15 protein-coding genes are annotated in these 17,664 nt (G+C 36.5%); 8 read left to right on the top strand and 7 right to left on the bottom strand.

The features are described 5' to 3' along the window. Positions 1–63: 63 nt before the first annotated feature. The 3 genes from dapD to pntA form a co-directional block, all read right to left on the bottom strand. Positions 64–891 carry a 2,3,4,5-tetrahydropyridine-2,6-dicarboxylate N-succinyltransferase gene (dapD, locus tag ACFFHT_RS04865; RefSeq protein WP_382373984.1) on the bottom strand — a complete coding sequence of 276 codons (828 nt, stop codon included), beginning with the start codon at positions 889–891 and terminating at the stop codon, positions 64–66. Between the two features lie 157 nt (positions 892–1,048). Beyond that, positions 1,049–2,422, bottom strand: coding sequence for a Re/Si-specific NAD(P)(+) transhydrogenase subunit beta (pntB, locus tag ACFFHT_RS04860; RefSeq protein ID WP_382373982.1), 1,374 nt, complete (start codon positions 2,420–2,422; stop codon positions 1,049–1,051). Between the two features lie 10 nt (positions 2,423–2,432). Next, entirely contained in the window at positions 2,433–3,965 is a 1,533-nt protein-coding gene (gene pntA, locus ACFFHT_RS04855; RefSeq protein WP_382373980.1) for a Re/Si-specific NAD(P)(+) transhydrogenase subunit alpha, read from the bottom strand. A 555-nt stretch (positions 3,966–4,520) separates the two neighbouring features. Here pntA and tyrS point away from each other — a divergent pair. The 3 genes from tyrS to arcA all read left to right on the top strand — a co-directional run bounded on the left by tyrS (position 4,521) and on the right by arcA (position 8,313). Beyond that, a complete protein-coding gene (gene tyrS / locus ACFFHT_RS04850; RefSeq protein ID WP_382373979.1) occupies positions 4,521–5,708 on the top strand; it encodes a tyrosine--tRNA ligase in 1,188 nt (395 codons plus the stop codon). Between the two features lie 94 nt (positions 5,709–5,802). Continuing rightward, a complete protein-coding gene (gene prfC, locus ACFFHT_RS04845; protein WP_382373977.1) occupies positions 5,803–7,392 on the top strand; it encodes a peptide chain release factor 3 in 1,590 nt (529 codons plus the stop codon). A gap of 207 nt (positions 7,393–7,599) precedes the next feature. Beyond that, positions 7,600–8,313 carry a two-component system response regulator ArcA gene (arcA, locus tag ACFFHT_RS04840; RefSeq protein WP_382373975.1) on the top strand — a complete coding sequence of 238 codons (714 nt, stop codon included), beginning with the start codon at positions 7,600–7,602 and terminating at the stop codon, positions 8,311–8,313. A gap of 84 nt (positions 8,314–8,397) precedes the next feature. Here the strand turns inward: arcA and zipA are convergent, their stop codons facing one another. Then, positions 8,398–9,450 (bottom strand): cell division protein ZipA, encoded by a 1,053-nt coding sequence (gene zipA / locus ACFFHT_RS04835; protein WP_382373973.1) that lies wholly within the window; start codon positions 9,448–9,450, stop codon positions 8,398–8,400. A gap of 158 nt (positions 9,451–9,608) precedes the next feature. Here zipA and ACFFHT_RS04830 point away from each other — a divergent pair, with 158 nt between their 5' ends. The 4 genes from ACFFHT_RS04830 to cysK all read left to right on the top strand — a co-directional run bounded on the left by ACFFHT_RS04830 (position 9,609) and on the right by cysK (position 14,533). After that, positions 9,609–10,454, top strand: a complete 846-nt coding sequence (locus tag ACFFHT_RS04830; RefSeq protein ID WP_382373971.1) for a patatin-like phospholipase family protein — start codon at positions 9,609–9,611, stop codon at positions 10,452–10,454. Between the two features lie 12 nt (positions 10,455–10,466). Continuing rightward, positions 10,467–11,210: a sulfate transporter CysZ gene (gene cysZ, locus ACFFHT_RS04825; RefSeq protein ID WP_382373969.1), complete on the top strand. Its 744-nt coding sequence runs from the start codon at positions 10,467–10,469 to the stop codon at positions 11,208–11,210. Positions 11,211–11,428: 218 nt separating this feature from the next. Beyond that, a complete protein-coding gene (gene acs, locus ACFFHT_RS04820; protein WP_382373967.1) occupies positions 11,429–13,393 on the top strand; it encodes an acetate--CoA ligase in 1,965 nt (654 codons plus the stop codon). A gap of 189 nt (positions 13,394–13,582) precedes the next feature. After that, positions 13,583–14,533 carry a cysteine synthase A gene (gene cysK, locus ACFFHT_RS04815; protein ID WP_382373965.1) on the top strand — a complete coding sequence of 317 codons (951 nt, stop codon included), beginning with the start codon at positions 13,583–13,585 and terminating at the stop codon, positions 14,531–14,533. A gap of 49 nt (positions 14,534–14,582) precedes the next feature. On the opposite strand, the gene ACFFHT_RS04810 is transcribed toward cysK, so the two are convergent. Genes ACFFHT_RS04810 through ACFFHT_RS04800 form a run of 3 tightly spaced genes read right to left on the bottom strand, consistent with a single transcriptional unit; the run spans position 14,583 to position 16,140 of the window. Next, entirely contained in the window at positions 14,583–14,981 is a 399-nt protein-coding gene (locus ACFFHT_RS04810) for a MerR family DNA-binding protein (protein WP_382373963.1), read from the bottom strand. Positions 14,982–15,007: 26 nt separating this feature from the next. After that, complete coding sequence (locus ACFFHT_RS04805; RefSeq protein WP_382373961.1) at positions 15,008–15,469, bottom strand: NUDIX hydrolase; 462 nt, start codon at positions 15,467–15,469, stop codon at positions 15,008–15,010. Then, on the bottom strand, positions 15,463–16,140 hold the full coding sequence (locus tag ACFFHT_RS04800) for an rRNA large subunit pseudouridine synthase E (protein WP_382370860.1): 678 nt from the start codon (positions 16,138–16,140) through the stop codon (positions 15,463–15,465). The genes ACFFHT_RS04805 and ACFFHT_RS04800 overlap by 7 nt, the downstream gene beginning before the upstream one ends. Before the next feature lie 177 nt (positions 16,141–16,317). Between ACFFHT_RS04800 and icd the strand changes: the two genes are divergently transcribed. After that, positions 16,318–17,568 (top strand): NADP-dependent isocitrate dehydrogenase, encoded by a 1,251-nt coding sequence (gene icd / locus ACFFHT_RS04795; RefSeq protein WP_382373959.1) that lies wholly within the window; start codon positions 16,318–16,320, stop codon positions 17,566–17,568. Positions 17,569–17,664 lie beyond the last annotated feature (96 nt).

Raw genomic sequence — 17,664 nt, 5'->3', positions numbered from 1 at the left:
AAAATAAACCTATTTCTTTAGTACAAGAAATAGGTTAACTTCAAACAAATTGATCAATAAAAACTATTCATCAATCGTTCTTAATAATTCATTGATACCAACTTTTCCTCGTGTTTTTGCATCAACTTTTTTCACAATAACCGCACAATAAAGGCTATGAGAACCATCTTTACTTGGTAAGCTGCCCGAAACAACAACTGAACCTGCTGGTACACGGCCATAATGAATTTCACCTGTTTCACGATCGTAAATTTTAGTACTTTGACCAATAAATACACCCATTGAAATCACAGAACCTTCTTCAACAATTACGCCTTCTACAATTTCTGAACGAGCACCGATAAAACAGTTATCTTCAATAATTGTTGGATTAGCTTGTAATGGTTCTAACACACCACCAATGCCAACACCACCTGAAAGGTGTACATTTTTACCAATTTGCGCGCAAGAACCTACTGTTGCCCAAGTATCAACCATTGTACCTTCATCAACATAAGCACCAATATTGACATAAGATGGCATTAAAACAGTATTTTTGGCAATAAATGCACCTTGACGCACTGCCGCTGGTGGAACCACACGAAAACCTTCTTGTTTAAAGCGTGCTTCATCATAATTCGCAAATTTCATCGGCACTTTGTCATAATATTTTGTTTCGCAACTTTCCATTACTTGGTTATCGTTAATACGGAATGAGAGTAATACTGCTTTTTTCAACCATTGATTAACTACCCATTCACCGTTTACTTTTTCTGCTACACGACGTTTCCCACTATCAAGATCTTGAATCACTTGTTCTACTGCAGCTTTAGTTTCAGCATCTACAGTTGTTGGAGTAATTTCTGCACGTCTTTCAAACGCATCTTCAATAATCTGTTGTAAGTTTGACATGATCTTCCCTAAATTAAACACTCAAAAAAGGATTGTAGTTTTACCATATTTTAGCAGTAAGAAAAAGCCAAAGAAGGAAATAAACCCTGAAGATAAAACATAATACTCATTTTACAAGTAGAAAAGAGGGCTGTATCAACAGCCCCTAAGATAAAAATTAATTTAATGCTTTCAAGATATTATCCACACTCTCTTTTGCATCCCCAAATAACATTTGGGTATTTTCTTTAAAGAATAATGGATTTTGTACTCCTGCATATCCTGTATTCATTGAACGTTTGAATACTACAACATTTTGTGCTTTCCAAACTTCTAATACTGGCATACCTGCAATTGGGCTACTTGGGTCATCTTGTGCAGCTGGGTTAACAGTATCATTTGCCCCAATCACCAATACTACATCTGTATCAGCAAAATCATCATTGATTTCGTCCATTTCTAATACGATGTCATAAGGTACTTTTGCTTCCGCCAATAAAACATTCATATGTCCTGGTAAACGCCCTGCGACAGGATGAATACCAAAGCGAACATTCACGCCTTTTTCACGTAATTTTTGCGTAATATCTGCGACTGGATATTGTGCTTGAGCAACCGCCATACCATATCCTGGAGTAATGATCACTGAACTTGCATTCTTCAACATTTCAGCAACCTCTTCCGCTTTCACTTCACGGTACTCACCTTGTTCTTCATCACTCTTCGCGACAACATCATTACCAAATCCACCAGCAATAACGCTAATAAAAGAACGATTCATTGCACGACACATAATATATGACAAGATTGCACCTGATGAACCGACTAATGCACCAGTAACAATTAATAAGTCATTACTTAACATAAAGCCTGCCGCTGCCGCTGCCCAACCAGAATAGGAGTTCAACATAGACACTACGACTGGCATATCTGCACCGCCAATAGATGCCACTAAATGCCATCCAAAAACTAATGCAATTACTGTCATTAATAAAAGTGGGAATAAAGCTGGTGAATTTAAGAAACTAAGCATTAATAAGAAGGAAACCACTAATGCCAATAAATTTAATTTATGGCGATGTGGCAACATTAATGCTTTCGAATTGATAATCCCACGTAATTTACCAAATGCGACAATCGAACCAGTAAAGGTTACTGCACCAATAAATACGCCTAAGAATACTTCAATATTGTGAATATTTGCTAAAGTTGGATCAGTAATATCGTGAGAAAGGTAACTATTAAAACCTACCAATACTGCGGCTAAACCAACAAAGCTATGTAGTAACGCCACTAATTCTGGCATTTCTGTCATTTCAACTTTTAAGGCTTTACGAATACCTAAAATCGCCCCAATAATCATCGCAATGATGATCCAAATTTGTCCATGGGTATGTGGTCCAAATACAGTGGTAAATAAAGCAATCCCCATCCCCACAATACCATACCAACATCCCGCTTTGGCAGTTTCATGTTTAGATAATCCAGCCAAACTCATGATGAATAATACCGCAGCAATAATATAGGCGGCATGTACAAAACTTTCAGACATGATCTACTCCTTAACCTTTTCTAAACATCGCCAACATCCGTTGAGTCACTTTGAACCCACCGAAAATATTGATACTTGCGACTAAAATAGCGATGAATGCCAAGACACTCACAATAAAATGTCCATGTCCAATTTGTAACAATGCACCGACAATAATAATCCCTGAAATCGCATTCGTTACCGCCATCAATGGTGTATGTAATGCATGGCTAACATTCCAAACCACATAATAACCAACGACACAAGAGAGAACGAATACCGTAAAGTGAGATAAGAATGCTGCTGGAGCAACAGAAGCAATACACATATAAAGAACAATCGCTGTGGCAATTAAGCCAATTTTACGAGTTGGATTTGCTTTTTTCTCTTCTGTTTTTTCTTCTTTTACCACGGCTTTTGGTTTTTGTGGTTGTGCAGAAACTTTAATTGGTGGAGCAGGCCAAGTAACTTCGCCATCACGAATAACAGTAACGCCACGTTGTACCACATCTTCAAAGTCAATATTAATTGTGCCATCTTTCTCTTTACACAATAATTTGAGTAAGTTGACTAAGTTCGTACCATATAATTGAGAAGATTGTGTTGGTAAACGACTTGGTAAATCGGTATAACCGATAATTTTCACTTGATTATCAGTAATAACCACTTCATCAGCTTTAGAAAGTTCACAGTTACCGCCTGTCGCTGCCGCTAAATCTACAATAACACTACCAGGCTTCATTGAAGCAACCATCTCTTTAGTAATCAAACGTGGTGCTGGTTTACCAGGGATTAGTGCTGTAGTAATAATAATATCCACTTCTTTTGCTTGTTCTGCATAAAGTGCTAAGGCGCGACGATTAAACTCTTCTGACATCACTTTTGCATAACCATCGCCACTTCCTCCTTCCTCTTGATAATTAATCTCAAGGAAAGACGCGCCCATACTTTCAACTTGTTCTTTTACTTCTGGGCGTGAGTCAAATGCTCTGACAATAGCACCAAGACTATTTGCCGCACCAATTGCAGCCAACCCAGCAACACCTGCCCCAATAACAAGTACTTTTGCAGGCGGAACTTTACCTGCAGCCGTAATTTGCCCAGTAAAAAAGCTGCCAAATTCATGTGCAGCTTCTACCACAGCTCGATATCCAGCGATATTAGCCATTGAACTTAATGCATCTAATGATTGAGCACGAGAGATTCTTGGTACTGCATCCATTGCTAATACATTGATTTTTTTCGCTGAAAGTTTTTGCATCAACTCTGGATTTTGTGCTGGCCAAATAAAACTAATTAGCGTTGCACCCTCTTTAATTTGTGCAATTTCATCATCCGTTGGCGGATTTACTTTTAATATGACATCTGCTTGCCATACTTGATCGGCTTGTCCAACTTTTGCCCCTGCTTCTGCAAAAGCATGATCTTCAAAACTTGCTCTAAAGCCTGCATTTTGCTCAATAATGACATCAAAACCGAGCTTTTTAATTTGTTGCACGGTTTTTGGCGTTGCCGCCACACGACATTCCTTATCGAGCAGTTCTCTAGGTACACCAATTAGCATAATTATTCCTTAAAAATCAGCTCGTTACTCATTAGGATAAATACTTATCCCACCAAACAAATAAATAGACTCGCTACTACATTATCATGAGCCTAAGCTCAGTAACTGTATCATTAAATTGCACAAAAAGAAGATTTTTTTTTAGGAAATTTCAAATAAAATTGATTTGCTAATCAGTTGTAAAAAATTAGTTAAATTATTCTGTTATAAAGAGAAATAACTTTTTGCAAATAAAGACTATGAATATTTTGTTTTCCTTAGATGAGAACCATTTTTTATTAAGACTAAACAAAAACTCTGTAGTCTAATCACTCTAAACAAACAACTTTTTATCTTACTATGTAAATAATTGTAATTCTTATTTTATTGAGAATTATTTTCATTTATATTTAAGTCATAACATTTTTGATAATCACTCCAACACTTTGGCCTCTTCCCCCACAAAAGAGGCTTTTTTTTGCCTAAAAATCAGCAAATACACGCTGCTTACTTTCCATTTAACGAATAATCCTTATAATGAGCAAGTTTTATATTTTATTAATCTAGGAACGAAATATGAGTGATATAAATCAGGTTCTCGCTGAACTAAAACGCGGTGTTGATGAAGTCCTTTCAGAAGAAGATCTTATTGAAAAACTTAAAGAAAATCGTCCATTAAAAATTAAACTTGGCGCTGATCCAACTGCACCAGATATCCATCTTGGTCATACAGTTGTATTAAATAAGCTCCGTCAATTCCAACAACTCGGTCATGAAGTTTATTTCTTAATTGGTGATTTTACTGGTATGGTTGGTGACCCATCAGGTAAAAATAGTACTCGTCCCCCATTAACACGTGAAGATGTATTGCGTAATGCAGAAACTTATAAACAACAAATTTATAAAATCTTAGATCCTGAAAAAACTCATGTCGTCTTCAACTCTTCTTGGTTAGGAGAGCTTGGCACAGAAGGAATGATTCGTTTAGCTTCTCAATATACTGTTGCACGTATGTTAGAGCGTGATGACTTCAAAAAACGTTTTGCAAATCATCAATCTATTGCTATTCATGAGTTTATCTATCCTTTATTACAAGGTTACGATTCCGTTGCTTTAGAAGCAGATGTTGAGTTGGGTGGAACAGACCAAAAATTCAACTTATTAGTAGGACGGGAATTACAAAAAGCTCGTGGACAAAAACCACAAGTTGCTATGACATTGCCATTACTAGAAGGTCTAGATGGCGAGAAAAAAATGTCAAAATCACTAGGTAATTATATTGGTATTTCAGAATCCCCTGATGAGATGTTTGGCAAAGTAATGTCAATTTCTGATGATCTAATGTGGCGTTGGTATGATCTTCTCTCTTTCCGTTCATTAGATGAAATTGCGCAATTAAAACAAGATGTGACTAACGGACGCAATCCTCGTGATGTCAAAATTCTCTTAGCAAAAGAATTAATCGAACGTTTCCATGATAAAGCAGCAGCTGATGCCGCCGAACAAACCTTTATCGAACGTTTCCAAAAAGGGGCTATGCCGGATGAAATGCCAGAATTCACGTTCAATGGTGAAATGGCAATCGCTAACTTATTAAAAGAAGCAAATTTAGTTGCTTCAACCTCAGATGCTTTACGTATGATTAAGCAAGGCGGGGTGAAAATTGATGGTGAAAAACTAGAAGATAGTAAACTTATCATCACAGCTTCTACCGCTATTTATCAAGTTGGTAAGCGTAAATTTGCCAAAGTAACTGTGAAATAACAAGATACATAACGTCTTTTCTCTTTATTTTAATGTGAAGAGAAAAGACGCTTTCAATTAATTTAACAGCCTATTTTTTAATCATTTTATTATTATGACAACTCAAATGTTTCTCGATGAAGTCAATAAACGCAGAACCTTTGCGATTATTTCTCACCCAGATGCAGGGAAAACCACCATTACGGAAAAAGTTTTACTTTACGGACAAGCGATCAAAACCGCAGGAACAGTGAAAGGGCGTGGTTCAAATCAACATGCAAAATCTGACTGGATGGAAATGGAAAAACAACGTGGAATTTCGATTACCACTTCCGTGATGCAATTCCCTTACAACGATTGCTTAGTCAATTTATTAGATACTCCAGGACACGAAGACTTCTCCGAAGATACTTATCGTACACTCACTGCGGTAGATAGCTGTTTGATGGTTATTGATGCAGCAAAAGGGGTTGAGGAACGTACCATTAAATTAATGGAAGTTACTCGTTTACGTGATACCCCAATTCTTACCTTTATGAATAAACTTGACCGAGATATTCGTGATCCAATGGAATTATTGGATGAAGTTGAGAATGTATTAAAAATCCATTGTGCACCTATTACTTGGCCGATTGGTTGCGGTAAGTTATTCAAAGGTGTTTATCACCTTTATAAAGATGAAACCTATTTATATCAAACTGGGCAAGGTCATACGATTCAAGAAATTCGTATTATCAAAGGTTTAAATAATCCTGAATTAGATCAAACTGTTGGCGAAGATTTGGCTCAACAACTGCGTGATGAATTAGAACTCATTCAAGGTGCAAGCAACGAATTTGATCTTGAATTATTCTTAAAAGGTGAATTAACTCCTGTTTTCTTTGGTACTGCGCTTGGAAACTTTGGGGTGGATCATATGTTAGACGGATTAACTGAATGGGCACCTGCACCACAGCCGCGTCAAACTGATGTACGCCAAGTCGAAGCTACTGAAGAGAACTTCTCTGGTTTTGTCTTTAAAATTCAAGCAAATATGGATCCAAAACATCGTGACCGTGTTGCTTTTATGCGAATTGTTTCGGGTAAATATGAAAAAGGAATGAAACTACGTCATATCCGCATTGGTAAAGATGTTATTATTTCTGATGCCCTTACCTTTATGGCAGGTGATCGTAGCCATGTCGAAGAGAGTTTTGCTGGTGATATTATCGGCTTACATAATCACGGTACAATTCAAATTGGTGATACCTTCACACAAGGCGAAGATCTCAAATTTACTGGTATTCCAAACTTTGCACCAGAACTATTCCGTCGTATTCGTTTGAAAGATCCACTTAAACAAAAGCAATTATTAAAAGGACTAGTGCAACTTTCTGAAGAAGGTGCTGTTCAAGTATTCCGTCCTTTAATAAATAATGATCTCATCGTTGGTGCAGTGGGTATTCTGCAATTTGATGTGGTCGTTTCACGCTTAAAAACGGAATATAACGTGGAAGCAATTTATGAAACTGTCAATGTTGCTACGGCACGTTGGGTTGAATGTGCTGATGCGAAAAAATTTGAAGAATTTAAACGTAAAAATGAACAAAACCTTGCCTTGGATGGTGGTGATAATCTTACTTATATTGCTCCAACAATGGTAAACCTGAATCTCACTCAAGAACGCTATCCTGACGTTGTATTCTTCAAAACAAGAGAACATTAACTCTTTATTTTTCTTGGTGTTTTATTTGAATAAGACACCAAGAAATATTTTCCTTCTTAACTTCTGACTTAGATCATAAAATTTACCAATAATGTAACAAATTTAACATTTGTTATTGTTCTTATGAATTCTGCTCGCTAAAATACACCGCAGTTTTTCGTGAATTCATCAAAGTTTTATTAAATTTATTTTATAAGGATAAGTGAAATGACGCCTAAAATTCTGATTGTCGAAGACGAAGCAGTTACGCGTAATACGCTTAAAGATATTTTTGAAGCTGAAGGTTATCGTGTATTTGAGGCTGTTGACGGAGCACAAATGAACCAACAACTTGCCGCTCAAAAAATTAATCTAGTCATTATGGATATCAACCTACCTGGTAAAAACGGGTTGTTATTAGCTCGTGAATTACGTGAGCAAAATAATATTGCACTGATGTTTTTAACTGGAAGAGATAATGAAGTCGATCGTATTCTTGGCTTAGAAATCGGTGCAGATGATTATATTACTAAGCCATTTAATCCACGTGAATTAACTATTCGTACACGTAATCTTTTACAACGTACGATGATGGATAAAAGCACTAATAACCATAAACATATTGAAAAATATCAATTCAATGGTTGGACATTAGATATTAACAGTCGTACTTTAATCAATCCTGAAGGTGTTGCACAAAAACTCCCTCGCAGTGAATTCCGTGCAATGTTACATTTCTGTGAAAATCCAGGAAAAATTCAAACTCGTGATGACTTATTGAAAAAGATGACAGGACGTGATCTTAAACCAAACGATCGTACTGTTGATGTAACCATCCGTCGTATTCGTAAACATTTTGAAGATCATCCTGATACCCCAGAAATTATTGCTACTATTCATGGGGAAGGCTACCGTTTCTGTGGTGATTTAGAATCCGAATAAAATTATTGGCTAATAATAAAAAACCACCGCTTTAGGTGGTTTTTATTTGCATATAAATAGCACCATTTCGGTGCTATTTTCGATTTAAGATCGCAATAATTGTAAATACTCATTACGGCTTTCATCAGTGAAAATTTCACGATTACCATTTAACACAAAACCATTTAATTTTTCAGCTAGTGTTTCCGCAGCACAACATAACATTCTAAAATTAACGATATCATTACCTGGTGATGGTAAACGCATAAATAATGTTAAGCCAATGGTCGCAAAATTATCAAAATTATTTGGATCAAATGTTCCTGGTTGTACCATATTTGCCACACTAAAAATCACAGGACTATTCACCATATTCACATCTAAGTGGCGATGATAAATATTATATTCTCCAAAAATAAAGCCCAAGTCCTCTAATACTTCATTAATATGTGTACCATAGAATTGGCGATTTTCTGGTGCAACAACATACAACATAATAAAATCAGGCTTTTTGTTATTTTCTGTAACAGTTTCAACAGCAGATTCTGTTGCACTATTCGCTTCTTCTACAACTGACGCTGATTCTTCATATTTCTCAACAGTATTCTCCATTGTTGCCTTAGCACGCTTTTCTACTGCCGAAGTAGTATCTGCATAACGTTGTTGTGGTTCGGCCACAGTCTGAGTTGATTCGTAACGAGTAGATTCAACTTGGTTCATTGACACACTATTTGATGAATTAGGCAATGTAATTTTGATATTTTCTACTCGCCGTTCGACTTGCTGAGCAGTCGCCTCTTCTTCTAATGGTAAATGTGCCTGATACGGTGCTTCATATTCAACTGAACGTTGTACCGTTTCTCTAGTCATTTCTGTTTGTGAATAGCCATGTTGGGCTGACGCTGTATGTTGATAAGATGCAGAATGAGGCGGATACTCTGTGGTAGATTGTTGATGTACTCCATGCTGCTGTGGTGGGTAAGTCGAATCCTGTTGTGGAAAATGGTTCGCATGAGAAGAACGAATGTGCTGCCGTTCAAATTGCTGTGCAGATTTCTCAAACTGTGCTTTTTCACGCCGACTTGACCATACTCCATGCCCAATTAAGATACCTAATGCAAGTACACCAAGTAGAATTAATATCTGTTGTAAATCCATTGTCATTCACCCAATTTTTTATAGCTATAATGTTGAATATTTTAGCGTAAACGGCTTATAGCTTACCATATTTTTTCCAGATTGTTTTCTAAAAAGCTGCATAGACATTCAGTAAAGTAAAAGATAAGATCTTGTCGTTTTTAGCAAGCGAGAAAAATATGAAAGTTGGTTTAGTTTTAGAAGGCGGTGCAATGCGAGGTTTATATACCGCTGGTGTATTAGATGTCTTTCTTGAAGAAAATATTAAAGTAGATGGTATCGTAGGCGTTTCAGCTGGCGTTCTCTTTGGCGTCAACTATCCTTCAAAACAGAAAGGTCGTGTATTACGTTACAATTTACAATATCTCAATGATCCACGTTATATCAGCCTACGCAGCCTATTCACCACAGGCAATATTGTGAATAAAGAATTTGCTTTTTACAATTTGCCCATCAATCTTGATCCATTTGATGAGCAGACTTTTATTGAATCAAATATTGATTTCTATGCAACATTAACCAATGTCGATACTGGCGAAGCAGAATATGTCAAATTAAAACGTCCATTTGCCGAAATGGAAGTATTACGGGCAACCTCAGCCATGCCTTTTGTTTCAAAAATAGTCGAAATTGATGGCAAACGTTATTTAGACGGTGGTATTGCTGACAGTATTCCATTGGAAAAATGTCGTCAATTAGGTTATGACAAAATTATTGTTATCTTGACCCGCCCATTAGAATATCGCAAGAAAAAAACACATCCATGCCTTTTCAAGGCATTTTATTGGCAATATCCACATTTAGTTGAAAAATTAGCTCATCGTTATTTAGACTATAATCAAAAAGTTGAACAGATTATTGAAGCAAACAAACGGCAAGAAATTTTCGTTATTCGTCCTTCACAAACCTTGCCGATTAAACGCATCGAAAAAGATCTCAATAAAATCCAAGCAATGTATGATTTAGGCATCAATGATGCAAAGCAGATCTTACCTGAATTAAGACAATATCTATCTTCAATCTAAAAGGAGAACACTGTGAGTTATTCAGACATTAAACAAGGCTGGCATTACTTTGTACTTGGTTGGCATCTAATTAAAAGCAAAGGATTAAAACGTTTTGTCGTGATGCCAATTATCTTAAATATTTTACTATTAAGTCTTGTCTTTTGGTTATTAATGCAACAAATAGGTCATTTAACCGATTGGATGCTTGCTTTCATTCCTGACTGGCTAGACTGGTTGAGTTATCTCATTACTACGCTGGCAGTATTAACGATACTATTAGTCTATTACTTTATTTTTACTACTTTAGCTGGTTTTATTGCTGCTCCATTTAACGGGTTATTAGCCGAAAAAGTTGAATTGCTTATGACTGGACAAGCAGGTAATTCCGATGGAATATTCGACTTTATCAAAGATTTACCAAGAATGTTTAAACGTGAATGGCAAAAACTCTGGTATAGCTTACCACGTATTATCATTCTCTTCTTATTAGGTTTTGTACCTGTTATTGGACAAACATTGATTCCAATCGTGTTCTTCTTATTTACCGCTTGGTTACAAGCTATTCAATATTGTGATTATCCTTTTGATAACCACAAAATTAATTTTCCAACTATGCAACAGCAACTAGCTCAACGCAGAATGCTTAATTTGACTTTTGGTGGTTTAGTGGCAAGTTGTACATTCATTCCATTATTAAATTTTATTGTTATGCCTGTGGCTGTTTGCGGTGCTACTGCAATGTGGGTTGAACAATATCGTCATCATAATCAATAAATTTATATATAACCTACTTTTTAAAGTAGGTTATTTCATCTGTGATTTTTTCATTATTGATTTATTTTTTGGAAAAAAATATCAAATTTGTGATCTTGATTAAAACATTTTATTAACAAAAAATTGATTATTATTTAACTTTTATGTAAGTTGTTAATACCTAAGCGATTCGTTAAGCAGTGCATCGCTCTTACCCACTCAATAAGGAGAAGATGCTTATGCAGCAATTAGATTCAATCTTAAAAGAAAACCGTGTATTCCCACCTAGCGATCAATTCCGTCAACAAGCCAATATCGGTAATAATGAACAATATCAACAACTTTGGGACTTTGCTGATCGAGATTATTTAAATTATTGGGCAGATTTAGCACGAGAATTAATTAGTTGGAAAAAACCATTTATGACCATCTTTGATGGTAGTAATGCACCTTTCTATAAATGGTTTATTGATGGTAAACTCAATGCCTCTTATAACTGTTTGGATCGTCACCTACCAGACAAATCTGACAAAGTTGCCCTCATTTTTGAATCTGATTTTGGGCAAGTAAATACCTTCACTTACCAACAATTACATAATCGTGTTTGTCGTTTTGCCAATGCATTACGTGAGCAAGGTGTTCGTAAAGGTGATCGAATTATCATTTATATGCCAATGATTGTCGAAGCTGTTATTGCGATGCAGGCATGTGCCAGAATTGGAGCAATCCATTCTGTCGTTTTTGGTGGTTTCTCTGCCAGTGCATTACGTGATCGGATTGAGGATGCTGGTGCTAAAATGGTCATTACTGCTAATGGTGGTTTACGTGGTGGTAAAATTATTCCATTAAAAGAAACTGTCGATAGTGCCTTAGAAATGGGTTGTGAAACCATTGAAAAAGTGATTGTTTACTATCGCTTAAATATTGATACCCCTTGGAAAAACGAGCGTGATCTTTGGTGGCACGAACTATCAAAAAATCAACCTGCATTCTGTGAGCCAGAATGGATGGATGCTGAAGATCCATTATTTATTCTTTATACCTCAGGCTCAACGGGTAAACCAAAAGGCATTGTGCATAGTACTGCTGGCTATCTACTTGGAGCAATTAATACCTTCCGTAATATCTTTGATAATAAACCAGAAGATGTCTATTGGTGTAGTGCTGATGTGGGTTGGATTACAGGGCACTCCTATGTTTGTTATGGGCCATTAGCCAATGGTGCAACACAAGTAATTTATGAAGGTGTACCAAGTTATCCTGATGCAGGACGGATCTGGCGGATTATCCAACGCCATAAAGTCAATGTATTTTATACTTCGCCAACCTTAGTTCGTTCCTTAACTCGCTTTGGCGATCATATTCCACATAAATATGATCTCTCCTCATTACGTTTATTGGGCAGTGTTGGTGAACCAATTAACCCATCGGCGTGGATGTGGTTATATGATGTCATTGGGCAAGGGCGTTGCCCGATTGTGGATACTTGGTGGCAAACTGAAACTGGTTCAATAATGTTATCACCATTACCTGGCATTACAGCTTTAAAACCAGGTTCTTGTACCTTACCACAACCTGGCATTATGGCAGATGTTATTGATGAAACAGGACAAAAGATTACTGATAGCAGTGGTGGTATTTTAGTCATAAAACGTCCATTCCCATCTATGTTGCGTACTATTTGGAATGATGATCAACGTTATAAGAAAACCTATTTTCCTGAAGAACTTGGTGGTAAATATTACGTTGCAGGTGACTCGGCTCATCGTGATGAAGATGGCTATTTCTGGATTCTTGGTCGTACGGATGATGTACTTAATGTTTCAGGACATCGTCTTGGCACCATGGAAATTGAATCAGCATTAGTCGCTAATGAAAAAGTTGCAGAAGCTGCTGTTGTCGGTAAACCTGACGAAATCAAAGGGGAAGCGATTGTTGCATTCGTAGTATTAAATCGTTCAATTCCTGATGATAATGAAGCGAAACAGGTTGCCGAAGAACTCAAGCAATGGGTAGCACAAGAAATTGGAAAAATCGCACGACCAGAAGATATTCGTTTTGCAGAAAACTTACCAAAAACACGTTCAGGTAAAATTATGCGCCGTTTATTACGTTCGATTGCGAAAAATGAGGTCATCACACAAGATATTTCTACCTTAGAAAATCCGCAAATTATTGGGCAACTACAACGCCAAATTTTATAATTTTCTTTATTTCATCTATGCCAACAAACTTGCTGTTTGTTGGCTTTTTTATAGCTAAAAAGCGTATCATCTCTAAGATAAATTCCATTCAGTTATAAAATATAGCCAATAGGCATTGTTCATCTTTTCTGCTTAAGAGTAATCTACTTGCATCTTAATCAATGAATATATCATTCGGAGAAATTAATTATGACTATTTATGCAGATAACACATTAAGTATTGGCCACACTCCTCTCGTTCGTTTACAACATTTTGGACAAAACGGTAATCTTGTGGTGAAAGTTGAAGGTCGTAACCCAAGTTTCAGCGTAAAATGCCGTATTGGTGCCAATATGGTTTGGCAAGCAGAGAAAGATGGTATTTTAACTAAAGATAAAGAAATTATTGATGCAACCAGTGGCAATACTGGCATTGCACTTGCCTATGTTGCTGCTGCTCGTGGTTATAAAATTACTATTACAATGCCTGAAACCATGAGTAATGAACGTAAAAAACTCCTAAAAAGCCTTGGTGTAAACCTTATTTTGACTGAAGGTGCTAAAGGTATGAAAGGTGCCATTGCGAAAGCAGAAGAAATTTTAAATTCCGATCCAGATCGTTATGTGATGCTTAAACAATTTGAAAACCCAGCTAACCCCGCTATCCATCGCCAAACAACTGGTCCTGAAATTTGGAATGATAGTGAAGGTAAAATTGATGTGCTTGTTGCTGGTGTAGGGACTGGTGGTACCATTACCGGTATTTCACAATATATTAAATTAGATCAGAAGAAAAACATTGTTTCAGTTGCTGTTGAACCAGAAGAATCACCAATTATTACTCAATATCTTGCTGGTGAAGAATTAAAACCAGGTCCACACAAAATTCAAGGCATTGGCGCAGGTTTTATTCCAAAAAACCTTGACCTATCATTAATTGATCGTGTTGAAAAAGTAGATAGTGATACGGCAATTAAAACTGCTCGTTTGTTACTTGAAAAAGAAGGTCTTTTAGTAGGAATTTCTTCTGGTGCTGCAGTAGCTGCTGCTGACCGTTTAGCAAAATTACCTGAGTTTAAAGATAAATTAATTGTTGCAATCTTGCCATCTGCTGCAGAACGCTATCTCAGTACCGCATTATTTGCAGATATCGAAATTTAATTTTCTTCTCCTGTGTGTAAATATAACGCCTACTTCCAGTAGGCGTTTTTTATTCCTTATTTTTCAATGTATTAATTACCAAACATTGCTCAACTTTATGCTGATCACATTGTGCCATATTCGCCAATAACTCTCGAATCTGCTGTAACTCTGCAATTTTTTGATCAACTTGTTGCAAATGTTGGGCAGCCATTTGATTAGCATCATAACAGTCTGTTTCTGGTTTATCTTGTAATAACAGTAATGTTTTTATCTCAGTTAAATCAAAGCCTAATGAACGACAAGTTTTAATAAACTTTAATTGTGTTAAATGTTTAGTGGTAAATTGACGATAACCATTCATTGCTCGTTGAGCTGGCATAATTACTTGGTTCTTCTCATAGAAACGAATTGTTTCTACATTTACTCCACTTAACTCGCTTAATTTTTTGATTGTATAAAGCGTCATTTACTACTCCATTGCCTAATTCACAACTACGCAAAATTAAAACTTTGTAATACTTCTAATGGATAACGCTTACCTGCCAAATAATCTTGTACTGACTGCCAAACTAATGGATTTCTTGCCGCATTTCCCTCTTGCTGAATATAATGTTGAAACTCTTCCACTGTTAGCCATAATGCCCCACTAATATCACTATCATGTGGTTGTAATGGTAAACATTGATCCAATTCCACGATAAAAACAAAACGAAAATAATCTTTTCCTGAACGAGGAGCATGCCATTGATAAACGCCCAATAACGCCTGCATATCAGCAACAATTCCCGTTTCTTCAAATAATTCTCTTTTTGCTCCTTCCAACAAGGTTTCATTCTCTTCTAAATGCTCTGCTGGTTGGTTTAAGGTCATCTTGCCATACTCAAATTCTTCTACAAATAAAAATTTTCCTTGGCAATGCACTACACAAGCCATTGTAATTCTTGGATTTAACATATCTCCTCCGCTAATTTCAAACGTTGTAATAATTGTCGTTTTTCCTTCTCATTTAATAAATAACTTTTACCTAATGCCAGTTCTGGAAAATCAAATAAACGAAAACCTGCCAATGATACACGCACTAAACGCAAAGTCGGAAAACCAATATGTGCAGTCATCCTGCGTACTTGTCGATTACGTCCCTCATGAATAGTAATTTCTAACCAACTGGTTGGAATATGCTTACGTTCTCGAATAGGTGGATGACGTTCCCATAAATTTATCGGTTCAGGGATTAATTTCACCTTTGCGGGCAAGGTTTTACCATCATTTAGTATCACACCTTTACGCAACTCAGTAAGCGCTTCCTCTGTCGGAATGCCTTCCACTTGCACCCAATATGTTTTCGCTAATTTAAATTTAGGTGTTGTTAACCGATGCTGAATCTCACCATGATTTGTCAGGATCATTAACCCCTCACTATCACGATCAAGCCGACCACAAGGATAAATATCTGCTATCGAAATAAAATCTTTTAAGGTTTGTCGTCCTGCTTCATCACTGAATTGACTCAATACATCATACGGTTTATTAAATAAAACAACCTTAGTTTCTGACAAAGTAGGTTGCCGTTTTATTCCTGATGCTTTTCGTGAATTTCGATAATTTGTACGCGTAAAATTTCTCATTAAATTATTAAAAGAATGTTAAAAATGTGATGTAGATACCTGTTCCAATTAGGCATTTATTCTATACTAAAACCTATTTGATTGCTGACTATCACTTACTAAATTTCTTAGCAAAAGCAGCCTTCAAAAAATTATTTTTCCTTTGTTTTCTTAAATTTCTTATTGAAAGGACAACTCATGCAAACTCATATAAAAAAGCCAACCCAAGGTGAAGCTATCCAACTTACTGCAAATGGTCAATTAATTGTGCCTGATCAGCCAATTATTCCATTTATTGAGGGAGATGGTATCGGGGTTGATGTTACCCCTGCAATGCAAAAAGTCATTGATGCCGCAGTCGCTAAGGCTTATGCAGGAAAACGTGAAATCCAATGGATGGAAATTTACGCTGGTGGCAAAGCAAATACAGTTTATGGTGAAAATACCTGGTTACCTGATGAAACGATTGAAGCTATTCGTCAATATCATGTTGCAATTAAAGGCCCACTTATGACACCAGTTGGTGGTGGGATTCGCTCTTTAAACGTGGCTATGCGTCAAGGATTAGATCTTTATAACTGTTTACGTCCGATTCGCTATTATGATGGCACACCAAGTCCAGTAAAACACCCAGAATTAATCAATATGGTGATCTTCCGTGAGAACTCTGAGGATATTTATGCTGGCATTGAATGGACGGCTGGTTCTGATGAAGCAAAAAAAGTGATTCATTTCTTACAAACTGAAATGGGCGTGAAAAAAATCCGTTTCACAGAAGATTGTGGTATCGGTGTTAAACCTGTTTCTAAACAAGGTACACAACGTTTGGTACGCGCAGCTTTACAATATGTAATTGATAATAATCGTGATTCATTAACTTTAGTGCATAAAGGTAATATTATGAAATTTACCGAAGGTGCATTTAAAGAGTGGGGATACCAAGTTGCCGCTGAATTTGGTGCAACATTAATTGATCAAGGTCCTTGGATGAAACTCAACCATCCAAAAACAGGCAAAGAAATTATTATTAAAGATTGCATTGCAGATGCGTTTCTCCAAGAAATTCTCTTACACCCGACCGATTATGATGTCATTGCGACATTAAACCTAAATGGTGATTACATTTCCGATGCACTTGCGGCACAAGTGGGCGGTATTGGTATTTCTCCAGGGGCCAATATTGGTACCGATTCTGCTATCTTTGAAGCAACACATGGTACTGCACCAAAAATTGCAGGTAAAAATATTGGAAATCCAGGTTCATTGATCCTGAGTGGTGAAATGATGTTGCGTCATTTAGGTTGGTTTGAAGCGGCAGATTTAGTGGTTGCTGCCGTTGCAAAAACTATTTCGAATAAAACAGTAACCGCAGATTTTGCAGATATGATGGAAGGAGCAACGTTACGTTCTACCAATGAATTTGCCGAAGATATCATTCGGAATATGTAAGTTTATAATATAAAAGGAGAGGGCTTTGATCTGACCCCGAAAAGTTGGACGATTATTTTAAGGACTGAATTCTGTATTGAACAGGACTCAGTCCAT

Source organism: Gallibacterium melopsittaci, assembly GCF_042433085.1.
Taxonomy (GTDB): domain Bacteria; phylum Pseudomonadota; class Gammaproteobacteria; order Enterobacterales; family Pasteurellaceae; genus Gallibacterium; species Gallibacterium melopsittaci.
This window is presented reverse-complemented; position numbering and strand designations above follow the sequence as displayed.

Coding starts and splice junctions, on each gene's coding strand:
- arcA (WP_382373975.1), top strand. CDS start 7,600: ATGACGCCTAAAATTCTGATTGTCGAAGACGAAGCAGTTACGCGTAAT.
- icd (WP_382373959.1), top strand. CDS start 16,318: ATGCAAACTCATATAAAAAAGCCAACCCAAGGTGAAGCTATCCAACTT.
- ACFFHT_RS04830 (WP_382373971.1), top strand. CDS start 9,609: ATGAAAGTTGGTTTAGTTTTAGAAGGCGGTGCAATGCGAGGTTTATAT.
- zipA (WP_382373973.1), bottom strand. CDS start 9,450: ATGGATTTACAACAGATATTAATTCTACTTGGTGTACTTGCATTAGGT.
- pntA (WP_382373980.1), bottom strand. CDS start 3,965: ATGCTAATTGGTGTACCTAGAGAACTGCTCGATAAGGAATGTCGTGTG.
- ACFFHT_RS04810 (WP_382373963.1), bottom strand. CDS start 14,981: ATGACGCTTTATACAATCAAAAAATTAAGCGAGTTAAGTGGAGTAAAT.
- pntB (WP_382373982.1), bottom strand. CDS start 2,422: ATGTCTGAAAGTTTTGTACATGCCGCCTATATTATTGCTGCGGTATTA.
- acs (WP_382373967.1), top strand. CDS start 11,429: ATGCAGCAATTAGATTCAATCTTAAAAGAAAACCGTGTATTCCCACCT.
- prfC (WP_382373977.1), top strand. CDS start 5,803: ATGACAACTCAAATGTTTCTCGATGAAGTCAATAAACGCAGAACCTTT.
- ACFFHT_RS04805 (WP_382373961.1), bottom strand. CDS start 15,469: ATGTTAAATCCAAGAATTACAATGGCTTGTGTAGTGCATTGCCAAGGA.
- cysK (WP_382373965.1), top strand. CDS start 13,583: ATGACTATTTATGCAGATAACACATTAAGTATTGGCCACACTCCTCTC.
- ACFFHT_RS04800 (WP_382370860.1), bottom strand. CDS start 16,140: ATGAGAAATTTTACGCGTACAAATTATCGAAATTCACGAAAAGCATCA.
- tyrS (WP_382373979.1), top strand. CDS start 4,521: ATGAGTGATATAAATCAGGTTCTCGCTGAACTAAAACGCGGTGTTGAT.
- dapD (WP_382373984.1), bottom strand. CDS start 891: ATGTCAAACTTACAACAGATTATTGAAGATGCGTTTGAAAGACGTGCA.